This is a genomic window from Paraburkholderia fungorum (assembly GCF_046027215.1).
Taxonomy (GTDB): domain Bacteria; phylum Pseudomonadota; class Gammaproteobacteria; order Burkholderiales; family Burkholderiaceae; genus Paraburkholderia; species Paraburkholderia fungorum_D.
In genome coordinates this window covers 345,965-367,976 of the sequence record NZ_JAQQEN010000003.1, presented here as the reverse complement: position 1 = coordinate 367,976, position 22,012 = coordinate 345,965, and the positions used below count along the sequence as shown (strand labels likewise).

The 22,012-nt window shown below is 58.9% G+C and carries 18 protein-coding genes; 8 read left to right on the top strand and 10 right to left on the bottom strand.

Annotated features, from left to right (window positions below; genetic code table 11):
- Window positions 1-314: 314 nt before the first annotated feature.
- Together PQR27_RS37475 and PQR27_RS37470 are read left to right on the top strand one after the other, a co-directional pair.
- Complete coding sequence (locus PQR27_RS37475; protein ID WP_408528707.1) at window positions 315-1,940, top strand: SagB/ThcOx family dehydrogenase; 1,626 nt, start codon at window positions 315-317, stop codon at window positions 1,938-1,940.
- A gap of 250 nt (window positions 1,941-2,190) precedes the next feature.
- Window positions 2,191-3,009 carry a class I SAM-dependent methyltransferase gene (locus PQR27_RS37470; protein ID WP_408528706.1) on the top strand — a complete coding sequence of 273 codons (819 nt, stop codon included), beginning with the start codon at window positions 2,191-2,193 and terminating at the stop codon, window positions 3,007-3,009.
- A gap of 101 nt (window positions 3,010-3,110) precedes the next feature.
- On the opposite strand, the gene PQR27_RS37465 is transcribed toward PQR27_RS37470, so the two are convergent.
- The 5 genes from PQR27_RS37465 to PQR27_RS37445 all read right to left on the bottom strand — a co-directional run bounded on the left by PQR27_RS37465 (window position 3,111) and on the right by PQR27_RS37445 (window position 12,104).
- Window positions 3,111-8,588 (bottom strand): trifunctional serine/threonine-protein kinase/ATP-binding protein/sensor histidine kinase, encoded by a 5,478-nt coding sequence (locus tag PQR27_RS37465; RefSeq protein WP_408528705.1) that lies wholly within the window; start codon window positions 8,586-8,588, stop codon window positions 3,111-3,113.
- Window positions 8,589-9,241: 653 nt separating this feature from the next.
- Window positions 9,242-9,940: an SDR family NAD(P)-dependent oxidoreductase gene (locus tag PQR27_RS37460; RefSeq protein ID WP_408528704.1), complete on the bottom strand. Its 699-nt coding sequence runs from the start codon at window positions 9,938-9,940 to the stop codon at window positions 9,242-9,244.
- 284 nt (window positions 9,941-10,224) lie between these two features.
- On the bottom strand, window positions 10,225-11,109 hold the full coding sequence (locus PQR27_RS37455; RefSeq protein WP_408528703.1) for an SDR family oxidoreductase: 885 nt from the start codon (window positions 11,107-11,109) through the stop codon (window positions 10,225-10,227).
- Window positions 11,110-11,377: 268 nt separating this feature from the next.
- Window positions 11,378-11,722 carry an acylphosphatase gene (locus PQR27_RS37450; RefSeq protein ID WP_408528702.1) on the bottom strand — a complete coding sequence of 115 codons (345 nt, stop codon included), beginning with the start codon at window positions 11,720-11,722 and terminating at the stop codon, window positions 11,378-11,380.
- Between the two features lie 145 nt (window positions 11,723-11,867).
- Window positions 11,868-12,104 carry a hypothetical protein gene (locus PQR27_RS37445; RefSeq protein ID WP_408528701.1) on the bottom strand — a complete coding sequence of 79 codons (237 nt, stop codon included), beginning with the start codon at window positions 12,102-12,104 and terminating at the stop codon, window positions 11,868-11,870.
- Window positions 12,105-13,613: 1,509 nt separating this feature from the next.
- Here PQR27_RS37445 and PQR27_RS37440 point away from each other — a divergent pair.
- The 4 genes from PQR27_RS37440 to arsH all read left to right on the top strand — a co-directional run bounded on the left by PQR27_RS37440 (window position 13,614) and on the right by arsH (window position 16,344).
- On the top strand, window positions 13,614-13,946 hold the full coding sequence (locus PQR27_RS37440; RefSeq protein ID WP_408528700.1) for an ArsR/SmtB family transcription factor: 333 nt from the start codon (window positions 13,614-13,616) through the stop codon (window positions 13,944-13,946).
- A gap of 129 nt (window positions 13,947-14,075) precedes the next feature.
- Window positions 14,076-15,158, top strand: a complete 1,083-nt coding sequence (arsB, locus tag PQR27_RS37435) for an ACR3 family arsenite efflux transporter (protein WP_408528699.1) — start codon at window positions 14,076-14,078, stop codon at window positions 15,156-15,158.
- Window positions 15,158-15,583, top strand: coding sequence for an arsenate reductase (glutaredoxin) (gene arsC / locus PQR27_RS37430; protein WP_408528698.1), 426 nt, complete (start codon window positions 15,158-15,160; stop codon window positions 15,581-15,583). Before arsB ends, arsC begins: the two co-directional genes overlap by 1 nt.
- Window positions 15,580-16,344 (top strand): arsenical resistance protein ArsH, encoded by a 765-nt coding sequence (gene arsH / locus PQR27_RS37425; RefSeq protein WP_408528697.1) that lies wholly within the window; start codon window positions 15,580-15,582, stop codon window positions 16,342-16,344. The genes arsC and arsH overlap by 4 nt, the downstream gene beginning before the upstream one ends.
- Before the next feature lie 231 nt (window positions 16,345-16,575).
- Here arsH and PQR27_RS37420 read toward each other — a convergent pair whose 3' ends face one another.
- The 4 genes from PQR27_RS37420 to PQR27_RS37405 all read right to left on the bottom strand — a co-directional run bounded on the left by PQR27_RS37420 (window position 16,576) and on the right by PQR27_RS37405 (window position 18,573).
- The gene (locus tag PQR27_RS37420) at window positions 16,576-17,271 is read right to left on the bottom strand and encodes an NADPH-dependent F420 reductase (RefSeq protein ID WP_408528696.1); all 696 of its coding nucleotides are present in this window, start codon (window positions 17,269-17,271) and stop codon (window positions 16,576-16,578) included.
- On the bottom strand, window positions 17,268-17,588 hold the full coding sequence (locus PQR27_RS37415; RefSeq protein WP_408528695.1) for an SDR family NAD(P)-dependent oxidoreductase: 321 nt from the start codon (window positions 17,586-17,588) through the stop codon (window positions 17,268-17,270). The genes PQR27_RS37420 and PQR27_RS37415 overlap by 4 nt, the downstream gene beginning before the upstream one ends.
- Before the next feature lie 79 nt (window positions 17,589-17,667).
- Window positions 17,668-18,111 carry an SDR family NAD(P)-dependent oxidoreductase gene (locus PQR27_RS37410; RefSeq protein WP_408528694.1) on the bottom strand — a complete coding sequence of 148 codons (444 nt, stop codon included), beginning with the start codon at window positions 18,109-18,111 and terminating at the stop codon, window positions 17,668-17,670.
- Between the two features lie 231 nt (window positions 18,112-18,342).
- Window positions 18,343-18,573 (bottom strand): hypothetical protein, encoded by a 231-nt coding sequence (locus tag PQR27_RS37405; RefSeq protein WP_408528693.1) that lies wholly within the window; start codon window positions 18,571-18,573, stop codon window positions 18,343-18,345.
- A 253-nt stretch (window positions 18,574-18,826) separates the two neighbouring features.
- Here PQR27_RS37405 and PQR27_RS37400 point away from each other — a divergent pair, with 253 nt between their 5' ends.
- Complete coding sequence (locus PQR27_RS37400) at window positions 18,827-19,795, top strand: oxidoreductase (protein ID WP_408528692.1); 969 nt, start codon at window positions 18,827-18,829, stop codon at window positions 19,793-19,795.
- A 66-nt stretch (window positions 19,796-19,861) separates the two neighbouring features.
- Here the strand turns inward: PQR27_RS37400 and PQR27_RS37395 are convergent, their stop codons facing one another.
- Complete coding sequence (locus tag PQR27_RS37395) at window positions 19,862-21,412, bottom strand: methyl-accepting chemotaxis protein (RefSeq protein WP_408528691.1); 1,551 nt, start codon at window positions 21,410-21,412, stop codon at window positions 19,862-19,864.
- 325 nt (window positions 21,413-21,737) lie between these two features.
- Here PQR27_RS37395 and PQR27_RS37390 point away from each other — a divergent pair, with 325 nt between their 5' ends.
- The gene (locus PQR27_RS37390; RefSeq protein ID WP_408528690.1) at window positions 21,738-21,935 is read left to right on the top strand and encodes a tautomerase family protein; all 198 of its coding nucleotides are present in this window, start codon (window positions 21,738-21,740) and stop codon (window positions 21,933-21,935) included.
- Window positions 21,936-22,012: the final 77 nt, after the last annotated feature.

Genomic DNA, 22,012 nt, shown 5'->3' with positions numbered 1-22,012 from the left:
TGTGCCCTTATCCGTACCGGGCGCAAAGCCGATTTCAAGGTCGGCGCAGAAGTCAGCCGTGGATCTGTCGCAGTCACTGCGCGCAAGCACTCGCGACAAGCCGAAGACACCTGAAGGGTGACCTGAGCGCTGGAAACACCCCCCGCTTTCGTGAAGACAACCCGATTGCCGGGGCATCGTACAGGAGGCGCCGAACGCAGTAGCAGTTCGCCGAAGCGCGGTCGATTCCACGACTTGATGACGACTGCGCCCCAACGACCAGCCGGCCGGTTCTGTACAGCCGCATGTGCGGATATTCCTCGTCTGGGGGGAACATGGACCCGTTAAAGCATGCGATGCTTGAATATCACGAGCGCAGCAAGCATCGCGTCAGCGGCTATGCCCCTGGCCCCGGGAAACTCGACTGGGCAACCCAACCGGATCCGTTCCGGGTGTTTCACGGCGCACCGCGCATTGGTCTGCCGCTAGCCGCGGATAGCCTGACTACACGCTACAACGAACTGCGCTGCGGCACTTTGCCGCCCGCGCGCAGATTCGATCTTTCCAGTCTGGCAATCCTGTTCGAACTTTCGCTCGGCCTCTCGGCGTGGAAATCCTACGGCACCCAGCGGTGGGCACTGCGCTGCAACCCTTCGAGCGGAAATCTGCATCCGACCGAGGGCTATCTTCTGTGTCCGACGCTGCCCGGCTTGTCCGGTGGGGTCTACCATTACCTGAGCCGGGACCATTCCCTTGAATGTCGCGCTGCAATGGAAGACGAACGATGGAGCGAGGCGTTCCCGCAAAGTGGCGTCCTGGTCGGCATAAGCTCGATCCTCTGGCGCGAGGCGTGGAAATACGGCATGCGCGCCTGGCGCTACTGCCAGCACGACTGCGGCCATGCCATCGCCGCGGTGAGTTACGCAGCGGCAGCGCTTGGCTGGCAGACGCGGCTGGTGGAGGCGGCTGCGGACGACGCAGTGGCCAACCTGCTTGGATTGAACCGCGGAGAAGATTTCGGGAAGGCAGAAGCAGAGGCGCCGGATGCTTTGCTCTGGATCGGCAACCCTGAATTGCGGCCTGATCTTGAGCGCATGCTGATCGCTTTGGATAGCGCACAGTGGCACGGACGCGCGAATCAGCTGAGTCCGGGACATGTCAAGTGGCCGGATATCGATTCGATCCATCGCGCCACGCACAAGGCCTGTACTCGCGAACCGACCTGGCCGAATCCGGAAGAGCACCCGTCGCCCGAGTCGCCCGCCCTTGATCTCAGCTTTGCCCGGATCGCGCGGCAGCGCCGCAGCGCGGTAAATTTCGACGGTACGACGTGCGTCGCCAAGGCGGCGTTTTTCAGCATGCTGGCGTGCCTGTTGCCACGTCATGACACGCCGCCGTGGAATGCGCTGATGTCTCCTGCGGCAGTGCATGCAGCGCTAATGGTGCACCGCGTGGGCGACCTGGAGCCGGGCCTGTATATGTTCGTGAGAAATCCGGGCGCGCTGCCGGATCTCAAGCGGTCTCTACGTCCAGAATGGCTGTGGCGAAAGGCCGGCCCCGATCATCTGCCGCTCTATCTTCTGCTGCCTTACGATTTGCGCGCCACGGCAAAGTTGATCTGCTGCCACCAGGATATCGGCGCAGATTCCTGCTTTGCGCTGGGGATGATCGCGGGATTCGGAATCGCGTTGAAGCAGCCATGGCATTATCGCCATCTGTTCTGGGAATGCGGCATTCTTGGCCAGGCGCTCTATCTCGAGGCCGAAGCCGCCGGCGTGCGCGCGACAGGGATTGGCTGCTTTTTCGATGATGAAATGCACGCACTGCTCGGCGTGGAAGATCGCGCCTGGCAGAGCCTGTATCACTTCACCGTCGGCCGTGCGATAGACGACCAACGCCTGTCCACATGTCCGCCGTATGAGGTTCAGCCTCGAAGCGAGAGCCTCTCGTCCCGATCGTGATGAGGCGGTATTTTGCACGAGCGCCCGGCGATTGAACGTCACACATAGTCCTCGTTTTCCTTATCAATGCGCGGCGAAGCAAACGTATTTGGCGGGAGAATAAAAGGAAAGCGACTCGCCCTCATGCGAAGAATAGAGCCGTCGCCAAAACGCTTGCTTTAAGGCTTGCCTCCAACGGGCGCGCCTTCAATATAACTGTTCAATTTGTCCCGCCGCACCTAAGATTGCTGCAAGAGCAAGAGGGAGGCACATGGACAACTTTAGCACCGACACTCGCTTTGCCGGCTCGATCCCTGAGGTTTATGACAGTCACCTTGTGCCACTGATCTTCGAACCCTATGCCGCAGATCTCGCGAAGAGGGTAGCGGTACGTCATCCAACAAGGGTGCTTGAGACTGCCGCCGGCACTGGTGTCGTGACCCGCGCGATGGCGTATGCATTGCCTACGGATGTTGAGCTGGTTGCGACCGACCTGAACCAGCCGATGCTGGATCGTGCCGCGGCAATCGGCACTCCGAGGCCGGTAAATTGGCAACAGGCAGACGCTGCCCGGCTACCGTTCGACGATGCGAGTTTCGACATCGTCGTCTGCCAGTTCGGGGCAATGTTCTTCCCAGAGAAAGCACGCGCGTTTTCCGAAGCCCGGCGCGTACTTCGGCGCAATGGCCTGCTGTTGTTCAACGTCTGGGATCGCATTGAAGAAAACGAGTTCGCCAATACCGTCACGGAAGCGCTTGCTAGTCTCTTCGAAGCAGATCCTCCACTTTTCATGGTTCGCACGCCGCACGGCTATTTCGACCCGGAAGTAATCTCAAGTGACTTGGCCGATGCGGGCTTTAGGGCGGCGCCCCGCTTCGAGACACTTGCGGCGCGTAGCCGCGCAGCATCGGCTCGCGTGCCTGCCGTCGCCTTTTGCCTGGGCACTCCTTTGCGCAATGAGATTGAGGCCCGTTCCGACTCAGGTTTGGACGATGCCACGTCAGCATCCGCGAAGGCGATCGCCAGGCGATTCGGCACGGGACCGATCGACGGAAAGATCAAAGCGCACGTGGTTATCGTCCAGCGCTGAGCGAACCAGTGCTCGATTCGGATTCAAATGAACGGGGACAGTCATAGTTGGAAGCTAACGCGCGACTGCGTACTTCAGAGCGCCGTCTGACAGCTTGATGATTAGCTATGGTCCGCAACCGTAGCCGGCAGGGTGAACTGAAAACTTGCGCCCCGCCCCGGGGCGCCGGTGACCCATAAACGCCCGCCATGCGACTCGATGATTGAACGGCTGATGCGAAGTCCCATGCCAGTGCCGTGGGGTTTGGTCGTAAAGAATGGGTCGAAAATCGGTTCGGCGAGCTGCGCCGGAACCCCCATGCCGGTATCGCTGACTGAAACTAGAATCTGCTCGTTTTCAGCCTGCTGCGACCTGATGACCATTTCCCGTATGCCGTCTACGTCCTTCATCGCTTCAATGCTGTTGACGATCAGATTCATCACGACCTGCTGCAATTGCACGCGGTCTCCGACGGTCCGCGGAAGATCGGCCGCCAGTTCTTTCCTGACCGATATGTCGTATCGTACGGCCTCGCCGCGCAGTAGGCCGACCGTTTCCCGAATAATCTCGTTGATACCAAAGACCTCCCGGTTCAGCGCACCCTTCTCGAATCGTGCACGGATTCTGCCGATAATCTGTGTAGCACGTTCTCCGTCTTTCACAATTCTGGTGACAGCCGCACGCACTTCATCGAGATCCAGCTTGTCGCGATCGAGCCATCGCAGGCAGGCGCTTGCGTTGGTGATAGCGCCGGTAATCGGCTGATTGATTTCATGAGCCAGCGAAGCCGTGAGTTCGCCCATGGTTGTCACGCGGTTGATGCGTGCGAGATCGGTCAGCGCCTGACGCAAAGCCTCTTCCGCCTGCTTGCGTTCCGTGATGTCACGAACGGCTCCCACAAAGTCGAGGTTGCCGGTATTTACCGTCCGGCCAGTGGTGTGGACGTGTTTGATTCTCCCGTCCGGCATCAGCATACGATGTTCATTGTCGAAATCTGTCTTTTCCCTGACCGCCTCGTCAAAAGCTTGACGGACAGAATTCCGCTCGTCGGGATGCATTCGTTGAAATGCGAGTTCAGCAGAGGCCTTGACGCCTCGATCATATTCAAAGATGTTGTAGTTTTCCTCCGACCAGTAAAACTCTCCGCTCGCATTACTCCAGCCAAAGGTGCCGGTGTGGCTGATCTTTTGTCCTTGAGCGAGGAAAGCTTCACTGCGCTGCAGGTCGGTATAGAGGGCGGCATTCTCCAGTGAAATAGCGGCCTGCGAGGCCAGCAGCTGCAGCAGGGCGACCCGGTCCGACGTGAAGACGCCCGGTGCCAGATTGTTCTCCAGATAAAGTGCGCCGACAAGCTTCGCCTGTTTGACGATTGGCAGGCACAGTAGGGAGCGTGAGCGCTTGCGCCGCACATATTCGTCCGTTGAATACACGATATCGGCCGAGGCATCACCAAGGAGTACGCGCTCCTGCGTCCGGATCGCATAATGCAGTGCGGATTGCGGGAGGTCACACGGTGTAATGGCCGATTGCCGAACCGCAACTTCGATCCCGCCCGGTCCACTGATCGCCTCCGCTTCGATCCGCGGCTCGCCGCCCTGGGCCTGGGCAGTACCCCTAAGCAGAATGAGCAGACCCCGCTCGGCACCCGCATTCTCTACCGCGATTCGTATCAACTTCTCGATTAGCCTGGGAAGGACGATCTCGCTCGACAGTGCCTGCGAGACCTTGATCACCGTGGCCAGATCCAGAAGCCCGGACGGCGCCTCAATCGTGCCCGTCAAGCCCGGAACCGGTTGTTCGTCCTTGATGTGCGGATAGAGCTGGTCAAGCTGCCTTACCTTGCCATCCGCGCCCCAGTCGAGGTAGCAGTACCGGGCATCACGAAGGTACGCACGGGCAGTTTTGTCGAATCCGCGTGCCGCATAGAAGCGCGCGGCAATTTCATTCGCTACCGCTTCATTGTGCACAAAGCCATTCATGTGCGCCGAGCGGATAGCCGTTTCATACAATTGTTCGGCGTCAAGGAAACGCCCTTCAATGCGGGCGATTTCCGCGCCCACCAGTGCGGCACGGTTTTCAAAATTCTCCGGGCAATTCTCTGCCCATATTGCAAGCTGCCTGTGGTGATCGGCCAGAGCCTTGAAATGCTCCTGTTGCGAGCTTCCGGTTGCGGAATCAAAAGCCCCTGCCCGGGCGAGCGCGGCGTAAAAGTGATACTCCGCCACTTCAAAGTAGGAGTCCGGTTCCAAGGAAAGCCGTTTGGCATTCAGTGATGCCTGGATTGCGGAAGCGTAGTCTCCCGCAAAGAAACGCGCCTGTAACTTGCGGATCCAATACCAGCTCTCTCTAGAGCCACCTGACACATGACGTTCGAACTGAAGCTCATCAAAGTGCCGGTCATTGAACGAACCAAACTTCGCCGTCAGACCCCGCAGTGTCCGGACAAGCGCGAGCTGCGCGGTGATCAGGTCAATGACGCGATCAAACCGCACGTTCTCTGCGAACTCCAGGCCCTTCTCAGCTTCACGCTGCACTTCCGCCAAAGAATCTCCCGTCGCAAGCAGATTGGTGTTCAGATTGTTGCAGCTATATCCCGCATAAGTGAGATCGCCAGACCTGTTCGCGACGTCGAATGCGCGCCGCACGAGCTCTCGTCCCGCCTTGACGTGTCGGTTCCACGGCATGACACAGTTACCGAATCGCAGATAGACGCGCGCCTGATAGCGATGCAATCCACGCTTCTCCACCAGATCGTAGCTGAGCTTGCCGAACTGGAATCCGGCCTCATAATTGCCGAAACGAGCCCCAGCGAGCATGCCCAACGTTACGTAGGCGAAGCACGAGGCGTCGCTGTTGCCATGCTCGAGGCTGAGGCCGACCATCCGGAAAATCACGAGAGCGAGGAGATTTTTATCGGTGATCATCGCCGACATCACAACCTCCGTGAAAACATCCAGAACATCGAGCACATCGGGATCGGTGATCAGGGGCAAGTCAACGAGTGCCCCGATTTGTCGGGCTTCCGCAAAAGACATGAGCTGATCGTATTCCCGAAATACGTCCTCTTCGATCGGATGTGGCGACCAGTCCCTGCCATGACCCCTCTCGTATTCGATGAATACCTCCACGCTGCGGTCATTGCGATCCAGAAGGGTGTAGAGCGTCAGGCGCAAACGTGTGACAAGCGCAATATCGTGGGCGCTTTTCGCCCGCTCGGCCAACAGGGAAAGCCGGCCTTCGGCAGAAGCCATGTCTGCGGTCAGCAATTCGCATTCGGCCAGCAGATATTCGATCAGGAAGACAAGATCGTAGTTTCGATTCCATGTTTCCTCCGTCAACAATCCGCGTCCGGCGTGGAGGTACTTAAGGGCCGAGGCGTACGCCGTTGAGATCTTCGCGCGTCTACCCGCGATGAGATTCAATTCTGCGATGCGTTCATGCTCCGCAATCGACGTGACCAGATGAGCGCCACGGTTGAGTTGATTGGCAATCTCGAAGATCCCTTCCTCGAGTTTGTCGGCAGAGGTGAGGGAAGCCATCAGCATGCCGATCCGCAAATGCGTCGCTGCTCGCAATTCTTGCGGAATCAGCGAGTACGCGGCTTCCTGCACTCGGTCGTGGAGGAACCGGTATGAATCTTCTGAGCGGAGAATGAGGCCCGTTCGAACTGCCTCCCAAAGCTGTCCGTGCATCTCCTCGCTCGAGTCCTGGTAAACCATGCGCAGCATCGCGAAATCGGCACTGTTCCCGAGGCACGCAAGCTGCTGCAATGCTTTCAGTGTCTCGATGGACAGGCGACTCAGCTTGCCCACCATCAGGTCCGCGACGTTGTCGGTATAACCCTTGGCGTGGATGCGATTCAAATCCCAGCACCACTGCCCTTCGGCGTGATCAAAGACGATCAGCCCCTCTTCGAAGAGAGCGGAAATAAACTGAATGGCAAAAAACGGGTTGCCGCTAGTCTTCTCCTCGACAAGTTTCGCCAATGGGCGAGCATGGCCCCGATCACAGTGAAGGGAATCTGCAATCACCTCCTCCAGGTCGTGGCGGGTCAGAGGAGCAAGTACGATGTCATGCACGATTGCGCCGGTCTGCCGAATGGCTTCCAGTTTGCGCATTAGCGGATGCGCGGGGGCCACTTCGTTATCGCGGTAAGCGCCGATCAGCATCAGATGCTGCACGTCCGGATGCGTGAGCAGATCCTCCATCAGATCCAGCGTTGCGGCGTCGAGCCATTGCAGATCGTCGAGGAATAGCGCGAGGGGACGCTCGCGGGTAAATACGCCAATGAATCGGCGGAAGACCAGCTGGAAGCGGTTTTGCGCATCCTGTGGCGGTAGTTCCGGGACCGGCTGCTGCTCCCCGATGATGAGCTTCAGTTCGGGGACCAGCTCCACCATGAGCTGACCGTTTATCCCGAGTGCCTCGTGGATTGAATCGCGCCAGCGGCCCAGCTCCTCTTCGTTCTTCACCAGGATTGGACGGATGAGGTACTGGAACGCCTGCGCGAGCGTCGCATATGGGATGTCGCGCTTGTACTGATCGAATTTGCCCGACGCAAAAAGACCACGAGGTGGCACGAGCGGTTTATGCAGTTCATTAACAACAGAGGACTTGCCGACACCCGAGTAGCCAGAGACGAGAACGAGCTCCGGATGCCCCCCCGCCACGACCCGATCGAAGGACGCCAGCAGCGTATTGATTTCGGATTCCCGCCCGTACAGTTTCTCGGGCATCAGCAGCCGGTCCGGCATGTCGTGCTCGCCGAGCGCAAACTCACCGACGCGCCCACCAGATTCCCATTCCTTGAGGCATCGCTGAAGATCACGCTCCAGGCCCACCGCCGTCTGGTATCGCTCTTCAGCGGTTTTGGCGAGTAACTTCATAATGACGGACGATACCGGAAGGGGGATATCTGGCATCCGTTCGCGGGGCGATACTGGCAGTCTGGCAATATGGCAGTGCACCCACTCCATCGGATCGGAACCAGCGAAAGGGAGGCTGCCGGTCAGCATTTCGTAAAGCGTGACGCCGAGAGAATAAAGATCGCTGCGGGAATCGACCGAGCGGTTCATGCGCCCGGTCTGTTCCGGCGACATGTAGGCCAGTGTTCCGGCAATGATCTCGGGGGGCACAGGCGGCACCCGCTCGCGAGGCAAGCGGGACGCGATGCCGAAGCCCGTGAGCCACGCGCGACCGGCGTCGTCGACTAGTGCGTTTGCCGGCTTGACGTCCTTATGGATGAGGCCTTGCCGGTGAGCCTGGCCCAGTGCTGCCGCCAGACCGATGGCGATGCACAGGAAGCGGGTCAGATCGAGCGGGAGTCCCTTGTGCTGCCCGATTAGCCGATCCAGGGGTTCACCGCCAGGGTCCTTGAGAATGAGGATTCCTCGCCCCTGGTGACGGGTTAGCGCGAGCGGCTGGGCGGCCCAGGCCGCATCGAGTTCGGCGGCTAGCGAGTGCTCGTGTTCGAGGCGCCGCAGGCTCTGGGATGATGGCTGTCCAGCGGCGAGCGCCAAGGCCAGGATCGGCATCGGATTGCCGACCTCTCTGCCGCGGTAGAGTGTGAAGTCCGCCTCCTCGCGAAGCGACTCCAGCATATACCTGGAATCCTCTGTCATAGAGAACACTCGCGTCGTCAGGAAGAAAAGCCGCTTCTTTCCCAAGGACAGAAACGGCCTCCTGAAATCCCACAATCGTGAGCAATACGTTGTCTGATTAGAGGAGGCGCCCATGCGGGCAGATCATTTTCCCCTTTGCAAGACCGGACGATTGTCTCACACCGATGCACGATCGGTCCGAGCCCTTTACTCAGGCAAAAGCCGCTCGATATCGAGACCGAGTTTCCGTCGGGATCTTTGGCGTTCGCAAAACAGTATCCGTCCGCTTTATGTGTGGACCCAAAATCAAGTCCCTGCATCGAACACTGTTTCTTGAAGCCTTCTACATCCTCGATGTCAAAGACAAGCTTAACCGTTACCTGTCCTGTCTCAACACTTTTGCTCTGACATGCGCTGAAGCCGCTCAGGCGTAGTGGTGCGAGAAACAGGGGCGACAAAACAATAGCCTCTCCCGGGGACGTTCGCCACGTATCTCATACCTGCGTGTCCGTCGTCGAGCACCTTTCGAAGGCTGACCAAAGGCGCATTTGACTTGCAGCGCGTCGGACGAAACGGCAATTGGGGTCGGTGTACGAAGCCGATGCCGCCAATGTGGAGCCGACGCCTTCCCTATTCTTCGGTCGACATGCTCATCAAAATTTTTCAACCCAAGGGCGAAGTTCGACCTCCCATGTCCAGGCGCTGCGGTGCTGACGATGAATATGGAGATACTCCTTTGCTATCGCATCAGGGTCCAACCATTTGTCGTCAGTGCTGCCATCGTCCGATTGCGCCCGGCTACTGGCGATACCACCGTCGATGACAACGTGGGCAACGTGAATATTCCTTGGGGCGAATTCCCGGGCCATAGCTTGAGCCATCCCTCGCAACGCGAATTTGCCCATCGCAAATGGCGTCGAACCAGGTAGCCCTTTCACGCTTGCAGTCGCGCCGGTCAGGATGATGGTGCCATTGCCGCGCGCCAGCATTCGAACCGCTGCGGCCTGAGCTACGAGAAAGCCACCGATGGCGGTCACTTTAAGCGCATCCTCAAGTTTCTCTGGGTCGATGTCTTCGACTGCAGCGCGATAGCGGCCGCTCGCGTTGTACACAACGAGGTCAGGAGCGCCGAATGCGTTATCTATGCGGTCAAAGAGTGCCTTGACATCGTCCGACCGACTTGCATCGCAATTCAAGGCAAGCGCGCCAGTCTCGCCGACAAGGTCCGTCAGCTTGCTGGTGTCGCGGGCCGCGAGCGCAACCTGCATACCCTCTGCTGCAAACAGCCGCGCGAGGGAGGCACTCAATCCCTTTCCCGCACCCACAATCAGGGCAGTCTCAGTTTGACTCATGCTTCCTCCGGATTCAGTAGGCACGGCGCGTGAGGCATATGCTGTGCCGCATGTCCGCATTCACGCTCTACACCTCGCTGATTGTAGACGGTCGCCGCAACCCGCGTTGGTGTTGGGCAACGACTGCTATCCGTTCGCTTGAGCGAGGTTGCGGCGGGCCCGTCCGCGCTCACTGTTCGGCCAGCGAATCGAGCAACCACGCACCTCAGGAATGCTCGGCCGGGTCAACGAAGCTAGCGATTCCAGCGTAAGTGACTGCGGCCGTTTCCGCACACCATAACTTTTTAGCGGGGTGGGTTGCGGGATGTACGCTTCATCATGTTATCCGCCGGCAACATGCCCGGCAACGCCTCCACAAAGAAATCGGCTTGCAATGCAGCCCCAGCCTGCACGTCGTATTGTGCGAAGTCGCGCACACCGGCTGCGAGCAGGACTTCGTCGTCGAGGAAGAAGTTTCCCGAGCACTCTTTAGCTGGGCGCGTCAGGATATAGTGGGCCGCGTCGGCAACTATCTCAGGCTTGCGACACGCGGCAATCATGTCCTTACCGCCAATCTCATTTCGCACAGCAGCGGTCGCGATAGCTGTTCGAGGCCATAGCGAATTGACTGCGACTCCTCGGTCTTTGAACTCTCCGGCAAGAGCCAGCGTGAATAGGCTCATCGTGTATTTTGCGATGGTGTATGCCGGAAAATCGCTAAACCACTTCGCGTCGCTGACCAGTGGCGGTGACAGCGTGAGGATGTGCGGGTTCGGCGAATTGAGGAGGTGAGGCAGGCACGCTTGCGCGCATACGAACGTGCCTCTGCCGTTGACTCCATGCATCAGGTCGTACCGTTTGACGGGTGTGTCTAGCGTGCCAGTGAGTCGAATGGCGCTGGCATTGTTCACGAGGATATCGATGCCACCGAATAAAGCAACGGTCTCGGCAACCGCGGCTTTCACGCGTTCTTCGTCGCGAATATCCACCACAAGAGGGAGCGCCTTGCCGCCAGCAGCTTCAACAGCGGCAGCCGCCGTATGAATCGTACCCTCGAGCCGCGGGTCTGGGTCGGCGGTCTTTGCGGCAATCACGACATTCGCGCCGTCGCGTGCGGCTCTGAGTGCAATCGCGAGTCCGATGCCGCGACTGCCGCCGGACATGAATAGTGTCTTGCCTGCAAGGCTCATGGTCGTCTCCTGATGATTTACAGCAGCATACGCTTCCACAGTCATTGGCGCCCAGGGGGCGGCGCAGACGTCGTGCTGTTGCGTCCATGTGGACATGGCGGGACGGGGTCAACTCCAATAATTTTTCAAGCGAGACGTTACGTTACACACAAACACCCTGTTAATGTGCGCGCTCGATACACTGGAATCAACCTCTGCGAGGTCGAGAACTGCCAATGAATATTGTGTCACGGATGCGATTCCGGCGTCGCCCGTTCCCTCGGACAACTCAGATGAAACATAGCGCGGCGAATCGGTCGCCTTCCTTATAGGGTGGCAAGCGCTCGAAGATGCCAAAGCGAGGAAACGGTGGCTCCGCCTCGGTTTCTTGAAGCTCGTCGACCAGCGCAGCAGACGTGCGCTCGCTTAGCCAGGCGCACATGGCTGCCAATTGTTCTGGCGAGCCCTGCAGCATCGCATCGACCGAACCGTCCATGCGATTACGAACCCAGCCGGTGACGGCCAGCGCGTGGGCGCGGCGTACACAGGCTTCCCGATAGCCAATGCCCTGCACGAGGCCGCGCACCCCCACCAGCCGCGTCTCAAGCACTCTATCTTTCTGGTCGATTTCCATCCGTATGGTTCCCGCGTTGGTTGGGACTGGTGGCAATACCAGCCTTATCATGAGTCATGGAGCCGCAGGCTCAGAAAATTAACGCACCCATTCGTTTGGTCGCAGTGTGACCGCAGGCACCAGGCTTGCAACTTCAGCCGCCGAATCATCCAGCGCTTAGTATCCGCAACACGACATTTCCTTCGTCTGTAATCGCGAACCTGGCTGTGCCTTGTCCAGAGTCAACCAGTTTGGCGAAGCCGGCATCGCGAAGTGCCCTTACGTCCGGCGTAGCCGCCATCACATCGCAAGGTGCTTGAAATAGCACCAGGAGCGTCGCCAGTTCATGTGCACTCAGACACTGCACTGCTTCCGGAGCATTGTTGCGTTCAATAACCTTCATGACCAACCTCCGGTATGGCGCCGACGCTTTGCACGTTGTATATCAATCGCCCGCATGCATGTCGTCGTTACGACGACGACGCGGGAGTCAAGATGTGTTCAGCAGTCGCTGTCTGCCAGCCGCACTAGTTCGTACGTGACATTCTTGCGTGTGCCGAATTAGCGCTGAAAACTATGAGGCGCGAGTTTTGAGACGCTGCCAGAATGCGACGAATCTGTGCGGTTCGGGAGCATGCACGGCAAGCACGGCTTCGTAGTGGACGCGCGATTCCTGGACGCGGGGCAGTTGTGACACGAGGAGACCGAAGTTCATGATATTTCTCCGAGCATTTGGCTAAACGCGGTTCACGGAAAGCCAGCAGACCTGAAGTTTGGGCGCGTCATACGCGCAGCGACGAACGTCTACTCGCTTCCCTCAGGCAAAAGGTAAAAGTGAGCGGCATATGGGGTAACTGTCACTGTCCGGCATGGCGGCTCCTTGTAGGCATCTGATACGCACATGTTTATGCACGCGCCCGACCGCGCCAATAATTTAAAGGGGCGCGGACGAGCACAGCCGCGAGTTGATGCTCGCGACGCAGTGCCAGGCGGACGCACGCAATCGCCGCGTTCAGATGGCGCTAATCAGGGTGCACGGAGAGAGTGACTACGGCGCACACCATCTGCCTGTTGGCAAGACGGCGGCTGGGAAAGGGCGCGCAGACGTCCTGCCGGTCAGGCAGTGAAGCTGTTCGACGGTCGACGACATCGATTACGCATGGCGTCACTCCTTCATTTGATGTTCTTCAAATTTTGACGCGGTTCAAACCCGGCGGCAAGTAAAAAGGCAGTAAAGAAGGTTCTCTTATCCGCGTGGCCTATTGGACCGCAAACACCCAGAAGGCTAGACCGACGGGCGCGATGAAAGAACCGCTGAGGACTTCTTTGTAACGCTCAAACCATGCGAATCCCACACGCTGCGAGTGCGCTGTCGAATACACGCACGTCAGCTTATGAGCTATGCGTGGCGCGAACAGGGAGAACCGGTTGCCTGGTTCAGCATGTATCGACGATGCACGCGCTGCGTCGGGATTGGTCCGCGGTCATCACCAGGCTGAATGCTTACGAAAATTTGCTTTCTTGTTCGGCGCTGTCCGGCGCGAAGTGTTGTTCAAGAATAGCCTCGCTAACGGTCGACAAGCGTGACCGGCACGACGGCGTGCTCTGCTGCCAACTTCCGCCTGTTGGCAGTGGGCGGGAATACGCACCAACTGCCGTCATCGTGTAACTTAGACCATGCGTCCCTCGCCCGACGCAAGCTCGGTGAATGGCCGCGGCCGAGCAGGTACGGCCGCCTCTTGTCGACTCTGAAACGCCATGCGCCCCGGATGGCCGAGTGACCGCTTTACCGCGTTACCAGAGTCGTTGCATTTCCCTGAAGGGCCGATTGGATCGAGTTCAACGGAGTCGGGCGAAACCAACATTTCAATAATACTTGAAATGTAGAAATGAATGCTCTATTGTTCGGGGCATGGACTCAAACCTCGTTGTACGCGCCCTGAGCGCGCTCGCCCATGAATCGCGCCTTGCGATCTTCCGCCTATTGGTCGTTGCTGGCCCTGAAGGCATGGCGGCTGGCGAAATTGCACAGCAGCTTGGGCTATCGCCGTCGAGTCTCTCCTTTCACCTGAAGGATCTGTCGCATGCAGACCTGGTGAAGCCACGGCAGGAGGGACGTTTCGTCATCTACACGGCGAATTTCGACGCCATGACGGGCCTGATCGGTTTCCTGACGGAGAACTGTTGCGCCGGCACAGCCTGCGCAGCAAGCGACTTACCCAATTGTTGCCGAGACCCGGTATGACTACTGCAAATGGGAACTGACCGATCGGGCTGCTTCGCGCTGGTCACACCACCATTCGCATGAACGGTCGGATATCTCCAAAGCCAGCAGCACTCCGACTGAATTCGTGGTCACTATTGCAGGAATGAAATGAGCAGCACTGACACAGCGGTCCGCGCAGCACGCCCGGCAATCGGATTTTTCGAGCGTTACCTGACGGTCTGGGTCGCTCTCTGCATTGTTGGCGGCATTCTGCTCGGACAGCGACTTCCGCAACTCTTTCAGACGGTCGGCCGCATTGAAGTGGCACAGGTCAACCTGCCGGTCGGCGTACTGATCTGGGTGATGATTATCCCGATGCTGGTCAAGATCGATTTCGCGGCCATGACGCAAGTGAAAAGCCAGTGGCGTGGTATCGGCGTGACGCTCTTTGTCAACTGGTTCGTCAAGCCGTTTTCGATGGCCTTGCTCGGCTGGATCTTCATCCGTCATGTGTTCGCGCCGTGGCTGCCTGCCGATCAACTCGACAGCTACATCGCCGGCTTGATCCTGCTCGCCGCCGCGCCGTGTACAGCGATGGTGTTTGTCTGGTCACAACTGTGCAAGGGCGATCCGTACTTCACGCTGTCACAGGTCGCGCTTAACGATTCGATCATGATCGTGGCGTTTGCACCGCTCGTCGCGCTACTGCTGGGCCTGTCCGCTATCACAGTGCCGTGGGACACGCTGATTATCTCTGTTGGCCTGTACATCGTCATTCCCGTCATCCTTGCCCAGGTGCTGCGCAAGCGACTGCTTGCAAAAGGCGAGGCTCATTTCCAGCGGACCATCGCGCATCTCGGTCCGTATTCGATCTGCGCGCTTCTGGCGACGCTGGTGCTGCTATTCGCGTTTCAAGGACAGGCCATCGTCAGGGAGCCGCTCGTTATCGCGATGCTGGCGGTCCCGATCCTGATTCAGGTGTTTTTCAATTCCGGCCTTGCGTATCTGCTCAATCGCAGACTGGGCGTTGCGCACTGCGTTGCGGGACCATCGAGCCTGATCGGCGCGAGCAACTTCTTTGAACTCGCGGTAGCCACGGCCATCAGTCTGTTCGGGTTCCAGTCGGGCGCGGCGCTTTCGACAGTGGTTGGCGTGCTGATTGAAGTGCCCGTCATGCTACTGGTCGTTGGCGCGGTGAACCTTTCGCAGCACTGGTACGAAGCAGATAGCCGTCTCAAGGGACAAAAGTGATGAACGTCACGATCTATCACAACCCGGACTGCGGCACGTCACGGAATACGCTGGCAATGATCCGCAACGCGGGCATTGAGCCGGAGATTATTGAGTATCTGAATGCTCCCCCTGATCGTGACACGCTAAAGACGCTGATCGGGCAGGCGGGCCTCACTGTGCGCGCCGCGCTGCGCGAGAAAGGCACACCTTATGCCGACCTCGGTTTAGGCGACCCATCCCTGAACGATGAGCAGTTACTTGATGCGATGCTGAAACACCCGATCCTCATCAATCGCCCGTTTGTTGTCACGTCGCATGGCGTGCGCCTTTGCCGTCCTTCCGAACTCGTTCTCGAAATCTTGCCCGAGCCACTGAACAAGCCCTTCACGAAGGAAGATGGCGAGGTAGTAATCGACAGCAAAGGCCGGAGAATCGAAAAGTGATCGACACGCTGCCAAACATCAGTGGGCGTCATCTTGATACGCCCGACCTGCAAAAGCTCACGCCACGCGTCGTGCTTCAACACGCTCCGCGGATTCTTCTGCTCTACGGATCGCTGCGCTCTACGTCTTACAGCCGCCAACTGACGCTCGAAGCTGAACGCATCCTGCGGCACTTCGGAGCTGAGACGCGAGTGTTCGACCCACATAGCCTTCCAATTGTGGATAGCGTTGGCGCGGATCATCCAAAGGTCGTAGAACTGCGCAATCTGTCGGAGTGGTCAGAGGGCCAGGTCTGGTGCAGCCCCGAACGTCACGGCACGCTAACCGCTGTGTTCAAGAATCAGATCGACTGGCTACCGCTGGAAAGCGGCGGGGTCCGTCCCACTCAGGGGCGCACCCTCGCAGTGATGCAGGTGTGTGGCGGGTCACAATCGTTCAACGCGGTGAACGCACTGCGCGTGCTAGGGCGCTGGATGCGGATGGTGACGGTCCCCAACCAGTCATCGGTGGCGAAGGCATGGCAGGAATTCGACGCTGACGGACGAATGAAGCCATCCGCGTACTACGACCGCGTCGTCGATGTCATGGAAGAACTGTACAAGTTCACGCTGATCGTACGGGACCGTTCGGAATATCTCACTGACCGCTATAGCGAACGCAAGGAAGCGCACCCGGAACTTGCGGAGCAACTGGCCGCTGCTGCCATGGACCATGAAGCCAACGCTGCCAATGCCGACACCGACGAAAGCGAAACAGAGTGACGGCGGCGGTCGCGGCAGTATCGCAACATGGGCGCTTGCACTCGCGCAGCTACTGCCGATCTCCTTCCCCTCTCCCGTCGAACGGCCGGTATCAAACTGATTTCCGCCACCCGACTCAAGATCGTCAACGGCTCTTGTTGGCCGACTAGCGCCGAATGTGTCGGCGCTAGTCGGCCTTGGCGTGACACTGACTGCTGGTCGCGCGCGGGCTCGGTTCATCCGGACATCACGTCAGGCCGGATGATCAAACGTGCCAGGACTTGTGTCCGTCGCCCTCCAGCTTTCGGTACGCTCCGTCGTCGCGCGCGCCAGCGCATCTTTGACGCCTTGTGCATCGAAATCGCCCGTATAGACAGGCGAGCCGGGCTGCTGCCTCCATGAGTCAGCGATCGTGCCGGCGTCTACTGGGTCGAAGCCAATCTGATCGACGAGTCTGAACACGACTTCCTTCGCGTTCGGGTTGTCGCCTGCCACGGGGAGCGCGATGCGTCCCGACGTGCCGACGGGCTTGCCCATCCCTTCGAGGTGCGCGGCATAGATGTTGTTGAACACCTTGACGACGGCGTGGCCGATCTGCTCCTCGACCCAGCGGCTTTCGGGCACGCCCGCCTCGATGCCGTCAATGCGCCCGTCACGTTGACGAGGGTAATAGTTACCTGTATCCACGACGACAGCCGACGGCTTTGCGTTGTCGAACAGACCTTTCCGCAAATTCGTCACCTTGGCTTGCGGAATCGTCACGACTATCACGTCCGCGTCGGCGACGATGTCCTGCACGTCGCTTGCCGTCGCGCCCGTTTCCTTCGCAATGTCCCCCAACGATGCCGCTCCGCGCGAGTTCGCGATACGCACGGCATGCCCGTTTTCGACGAAACGGCGCGCGAGTACCTTGCCGATGTTTCCCGCTCCGATGATGCTGATATTCATGATGACCTCTTGAAAATGAACGATCCGCGCGCCGCACTGGAACCTTCAGGCGACGGAATAGCCGGCTCTGCAAGCAGCGCATGACCGGACACATACGACGAATCTTCGGATGCGAGGAACGCGACGACCGGCGCCATTTCCTCGGCGGAACCGAACCGGCCCGCCGGCGTGCTGGCGGCGAACGCATGCCGCACTTCGACCGACGGCCAGATGCCACGATGATGGAACGGCGTCTCGATCAGCCCCGGACACAGGGCATTGACGCGCACGCCGCGCCTGAACCATTCGATCGATGCCGTCTTCGTGATTCCGATCACCGCATGCTTCGTGCCAATATAGAATGACGCGTTTTCGAACCCGATCACGCCCCCCCATCGACGCATTGTTGATAATGCTTCAAAAACCCTGTTTCAGCACGACTTCCGCCTCGTATTTCATGCTGTTGAACACACCGCGCACGTTCGGTTCGAACACCATGTCAAAGCGTTCCTTGTTCTGTTCGACGAGCGGCGCAAAAATGCCTTCCGTGCCGGCGTTGTTGAACGCGATGTCAAGCTTGCCATAAGTATCGACCGCAAGCCTCACCATCGCGGCAATGTCGTCCTCTTTCGTCACATCGACCACGAGCGAGGTCGCGTCGCCGGCCGCCGCCGTGATCGCGGCCACGACTTCGTCCAGTTCGGCTCGACGCCGCGCCGTGGCAATGACTTTCGCACCGCGTTGGGCGAGCAGGATCGCCGTTGCCTTGCCAATGCCAGAACTTGCGCCCGTAACGAGCGCGACCTTCCCTTCCAGTTGACGGAAATGGCCGTTATTTGCCGAGGTGTCTGATGCGTTCATGATGTTCTCCAGTTGAGTCGCGGCTAACCGCATGCAATGCACTTGTTAGCTTCTTTGGATGCTCTCACCGCGCTCCAAAACGGCCGCTGCGAACAACAGGTGAGGTTTGCCGTGAACATCAGTGCACGTTGTTACCTGCTTCGGCATTGCTCCAGCCATCGACGTGATCAGCGAAGAGTCCATCCATACGCCTGAGACAGTGCGATCCGTTTGATCCGATCGCTCGATTGCCTATCGCGCTTCACGCACCTCATGGTCGGCGCTTTTCTCACGTTCCGCCGCAAGCGATCGCTGACCGAACGCGGGAATGATCTGCGGCAGCATCGCGGCGCTGGCAAAGACGAGCCCAACGCCGCACACGCCCGACCAATGCCATACGCTCCACGCATAGTTGCCAAGCGTTGCGCCGGTCGCCCCGCCCGCAAAGCGGATCGTCATGTAAAGCGTGTTGGCACGGCTCATCGCAGTGCTGCGCACCGCCAGGTTGCGCGCCATATTCGAGACATGTGCGCTTTGCAGGCCGAGGTCGAGCAGGATTACGAAAACGAAAGCTTGTTCTCAGCCAATCACATTGACGACCACGCCCTCTCATACGCGCACCAGAATCCCCCGAACGCAGCACGCGACGCACATGTCCAGGATCGCCGGGAACTACAATCTTTGACCGATAGCGACGTCCCAGACTGACTAATGGTAGTCTCGAACGACTACGCCTATGCTGACCCGGAGCAATATGAACAGACAGTGGACCATAGCCGATATACCGCCGCAAATCGGCAAGCGAGTTCTCATCACCGGCGCGAACAGTGGCATTGGCTACCATGCCGCATTGACTCTGGCGCGCAAAGGCGCACAAGTCATACTTGCCTGCCGCGATAAACAACGCGGAGAAGAGGCCTTGTCCCGTCTGAACGCCGCCGCGCCCGACGTTCGTGCCGAACTGGCGATTCTCGATCTCGCATCCCTTGCGTCCGTACGGCAGTTCGCGCAGAGGGAACTCACCGGGCAACGCCCCATTCACATTCTGGTCAACAACGCTGGCGTCATGGCGCCGCCGCAGCGACGCGAGACTGCCGACGGCTTCGAGCTGCAGTTTGGCACCAACGTACTCGGCCATTTCGCCTTGACTGCGCTCCTTGTGCCCGCTCTCGAACTGGCGGCAACTGGATCGCCTGACCGGCCACGCATCGTCACGATTGCTTCCATCGCGCACAAGCACGGACAGATCGATTTCGACGACCTCCAATCCAATAAAGCCTATTCGCCGATGCGGTCCTATCGGCAGTCGAAGCTCGCGGATCTGATGTTTGCGTTCGAGCTCGACCGGCGTTTGCGCGCTGCGAATTCCCGTGTTATCTCGGTTGCCGCTCACCCTGGCGTCGCCAATACCAATCTGTTTCGGGGCGGGAATCGCTCCGCGATTTCAGGAGCTGCCCGTGAGCTCCTTAGTCATTTCATCGGTGCCGTGCTCAACACCGATTACGCAGGCGCTCTGCCAACCCTTTACGCGGCTACTTCGCGTGACGTCAGTGGCGGCGGCTACTATGGTCCACAAGGCTTTCTGGAGGCACGCGGAAGCAGGATTGGCGAGGCGAGCGTCGGCAGGCAGGCAAAGGACACGTCGAATGCCGGCCGCTTGTGGCAGGCGTGCGAAGAACTCACTCGGGTACGCTTCCGCCCGTAGTTGAGAAAGCTGCGCCGGCTGCGATCGTTGGGTAACGTTATTGTGTTGTTTTGGCGGAGAAAAAAATCAGGCAAGCTTGAACACGTCGACAAAACCGTGCAGGTTACGGGATTGCTCGTTGAGCGCCTGAGCGGCGGCAGTCGCTTGCTCGACGAGCGCGGCGTTTTGCTGCGTGATGGAATCCATCTGGCTGACAGCGGTATCAACCTGTTCGATGCCGGTACGCTGCTCTTCCGCGGCGGCTGCGATCTCGTTGACAATGTCGGTGACCTGACGCACGGCATCCAGAACTTCCTGCATCGTCTTGCCCGCGTCCGCCACGAGTTCGGTACCGACCGCCACGGTCTGTACCGATTCGGTGATCAGATACTTGATCTCTTTCGCCGCCGTCGACGAGCGTTGGGCGAGACTGCGCACTTCCGAGGCGACCACCGCGAAACCGCGTCCCTGCTCACCCGCGCGCGCAGCTTCAACGGCCGCGTTCAGCGCAAGAATATTGGTCTGAAAGGCTATCCCTTCGATAATCCCCGTGATGTCGGCGATCTTGCGGGAGCTCGCTTCGATGCTCCCCATGGTGCCGACCACACGCTCGACCACCTCATTGCCGCGTGTGGCGACCAGCGAGGCGCTGTCCGCGAGCGAGCTCGCCGTGCGCGCACTGTCCGCGTTCTGCTTCACCGTAGCTGTCAATTCGCTCATGCTGGCTGCGGTTTCTTCGAGCGACGCTGCCTGCTCTTCGGTGCGTGAAGACAGGTCCATCGTGCCCGAAGCGATCTGCGCCGTTGCGCTCGCAATCGATTCACTACTGCCGCGCACGGCTCGCACGGTGCGGGCGAGGCTCGTCTGCATCATCTCCACGCCGCGCAGCAACGTGCCCATTTCATCTTCTTTGGCGATCTCGACGCGACGGTTCAAATCGCCTTCTGCAATCGCCTCGAAATGCCCGAGCGCCTGGTTCAGCGGACTCATGATCGCGCGGCGCAGGGCGGCCCAACTCAGAGCGGCGGCCGCGACACCGACCACGATCATCAGAATCGACAGCGTAAAGAACGTGCGAAAGCTCGACTCGGCCGCATCGTAGTTTCTCTTCGCGTTGGTGTACAGCGCCTGCTTGACGTTCTGATTCGCAATGTTCATGTCGTTGTAGAGATCGCCCAATTGCGTCATCGTGATCTTGTCGGCCTGGACGCGATCATTCGCCTTGATCGCAACGATGAATGCGGAAACACCGCCTCGCATGGCTTTGCGGCGCTCGCTCGCATCACCGATCAGACTCGCTTCGTTGGGTTCGTGCGGCTGCTCGACGAACTTCTGCCACCACTTCTCCGACTCGTCGAAATAACCGACGGCACGTTCGATCAGTCCGGCAGCCTTCGGATCGTCCGGATGCAAGGCGACGCGGTCCAGCACGAGGCGAGTACGCGCAATGTAAATTTCCGCGTTGCCGATGTTCGTCGCGGCGGTCAGCTTGTTCTCGTAGGTATCCTGGTTCGCGCGATTGGCCCGGCTGGTGCCGAGCAAACCTAGAACACCGATCGTCACCATCAGGACAGCAAGAAAGCCCATCGTCAACGCAATACGCACTTGCAGCGACATTGCCGCATTCCCAGTTTTCATTTCTCTTCTCCGAAGGTTAGTACTCTCCAATCGGAGGTCCCGACAAGCTGGAAAACTGGGTCCGAAGTTTATCCGCAATTTCATATGGATCGTTCAGGTCCATTTAACCTGGTCTTAACTTGTATTTATCAATGAACGCAGCCCCGGATCGCGAGTTTTCGTGGCGCTGGTCACCGCGCTTATACCCGCGTATAGGCAAGTTACACCAACGCGGCATTGGCATATCCCACCGTAGAGTAGATTCGGGGGCCGGGGCCCGAGCACACTCCATGCAGTGCCGCTATGATTGCAGCTGCAGTTCCTTGCCAACCCGCTGGAGTACGTTATGCCGGAAGTTGTTGTTTACGCTGTAGCAGGGCGCTCAGCCGAGCAAAAGAAAGCGCTGATGTCGGGGATTACCAAAGCTGTAGTTGACAGCTTCGGTGTCACCGCTGAACAGGTTGTCGTGCAGGTCGTGGAGTCTCCACCAGACTCCAAGTCAAGAGGCGGCATTCCCTTCAGCGAGCGCCAACGCACGCCTTGAACCCGCATGAATCCGCATCTTGACCAGGCGGCGTGCGATGGCGCCGCCGACCGGGCATGATGCGGTTCGCGGATCGA

What these genes read in the sequence shown, in the direction of transcription:
- PQR27_RS37475 (WP_408528707.1), top strand. Translation starts at nt 315, where the DNA reads ATGGACCCGTTAAAGCATGCGATGCTTGAATATCACGAGCGCAGCAAG.
- PQR27_RS37470 (WP_408528706.1), top strand. Translation starts at nt 2,191, where the DNA reads ATGGACAACTTTAGCACCGACACTCGCTTTGCCGGCTCGATCCCTGAG.
- PQR27_RS37465 (WP_408528705.1), bottom strand. Translation starts at nt 8,588, where the DNA reads ATGCTGGAGTCGCTTCGCGAGGAGGCGGACTTCACACTCTACCGCGGC.
- PQR27_RS37460 (WP_408528704.1), bottom strand. Translation starts at nt 9,940, where the DNA reads ATGAGTCAAACTGAGACTGCCCTGATTGTGGGTGCGGGAAAGGGATTG.
- PQR27_RS37455 (WP_408528703.1), bottom strand. Translation starts at nt 11,109, where the DNA reads ATGAGCCTTGCAGGCAAGACACTATTCATGTCCGGCGGCAGTCGCGGC.
- PQR27_RS37450 (WP_408528702.1), bottom strand. Translation starts at nt 11,722, where the DNA reads ATGGAAATCGACCAGAAAGATAGAGTGCTTGAGACGCGGCTGGTGGGG.
- PQR27_RS37445 (WP_408528701.1), bottom strand. Translation starts at nt 12,104, where the DNA reads ATGAAGGTTATTGAACGCAACAATGCTCCGGAAGCAGTGCAGTGTCTG.
- PQR27_RS37440 (WP_408528700.1), top strand. Translation starts at nt 13,614, where the DNA reads ATGGACTCAAACCTCGTTGTACGCGCCCTGAGCGCGCTCGCCCATGAA.
- arsB (WP_408528699.1), top strand. Translation starts at nt 14,076, where the DNA reads ATGAGCAGCACTGACACAGCGGTCCGCGCAGCACGCCCGGCAATCGGA.
- arsC (WP_408528698.1), top strand. Translation starts at nt 15,158, where the DNA reads ATGAACGTCACGATCTATCACAACCCGGACTGCGGCACGTCACGGAAT.
- PQR27_RS37420 (WP_408528696.1), bottom strand. Translation starts at nt 17,271, where the DNA reads ATGAATATCAGCATCATCGGAGCGGGAAACATCGGCAAGGTACTCGCG.
- PQR27_RS37410 (WP_408528694.1), bottom strand. Translation starts at nt 18,111, where the DNA reads ATGAACGCATCAGACACCTCGGCAAATAACGGCCATTTCCGTCAACTG.
- PQR27_RS37405 (WP_408528693.1), bottom strand. Translation starts at nt 18,573, where the DNA reads ATGAGCCGTGCCAACACGCTTTACATGACGATCCGCTTTGCGGGCGGG.
- PQR27_RS37400 (WP_408528692.1), top strand. Translation starts at nt 18,827, where the DNA reads ATGCTGACCCGGAGCAATATGAACAGACAGTGGACCATAGCCGATATA.
- PQR27_RS37395 (WP_408528691.1), bottom strand. Translation starts at nt 21,412, where the DNA reads ATGAAAACTGGGAATGCGGCAATGTCGCTGCAAGTGCGTATTGCGTTG.
- PQR27_RS37390 (WP_408528690.1), top strand. Translation starts at nt 21,738, where the DNA reads ATGCCGGAAGTTGTTGTTTACGCTGTAGCAGGGCGCTCAGCCGAGCAA.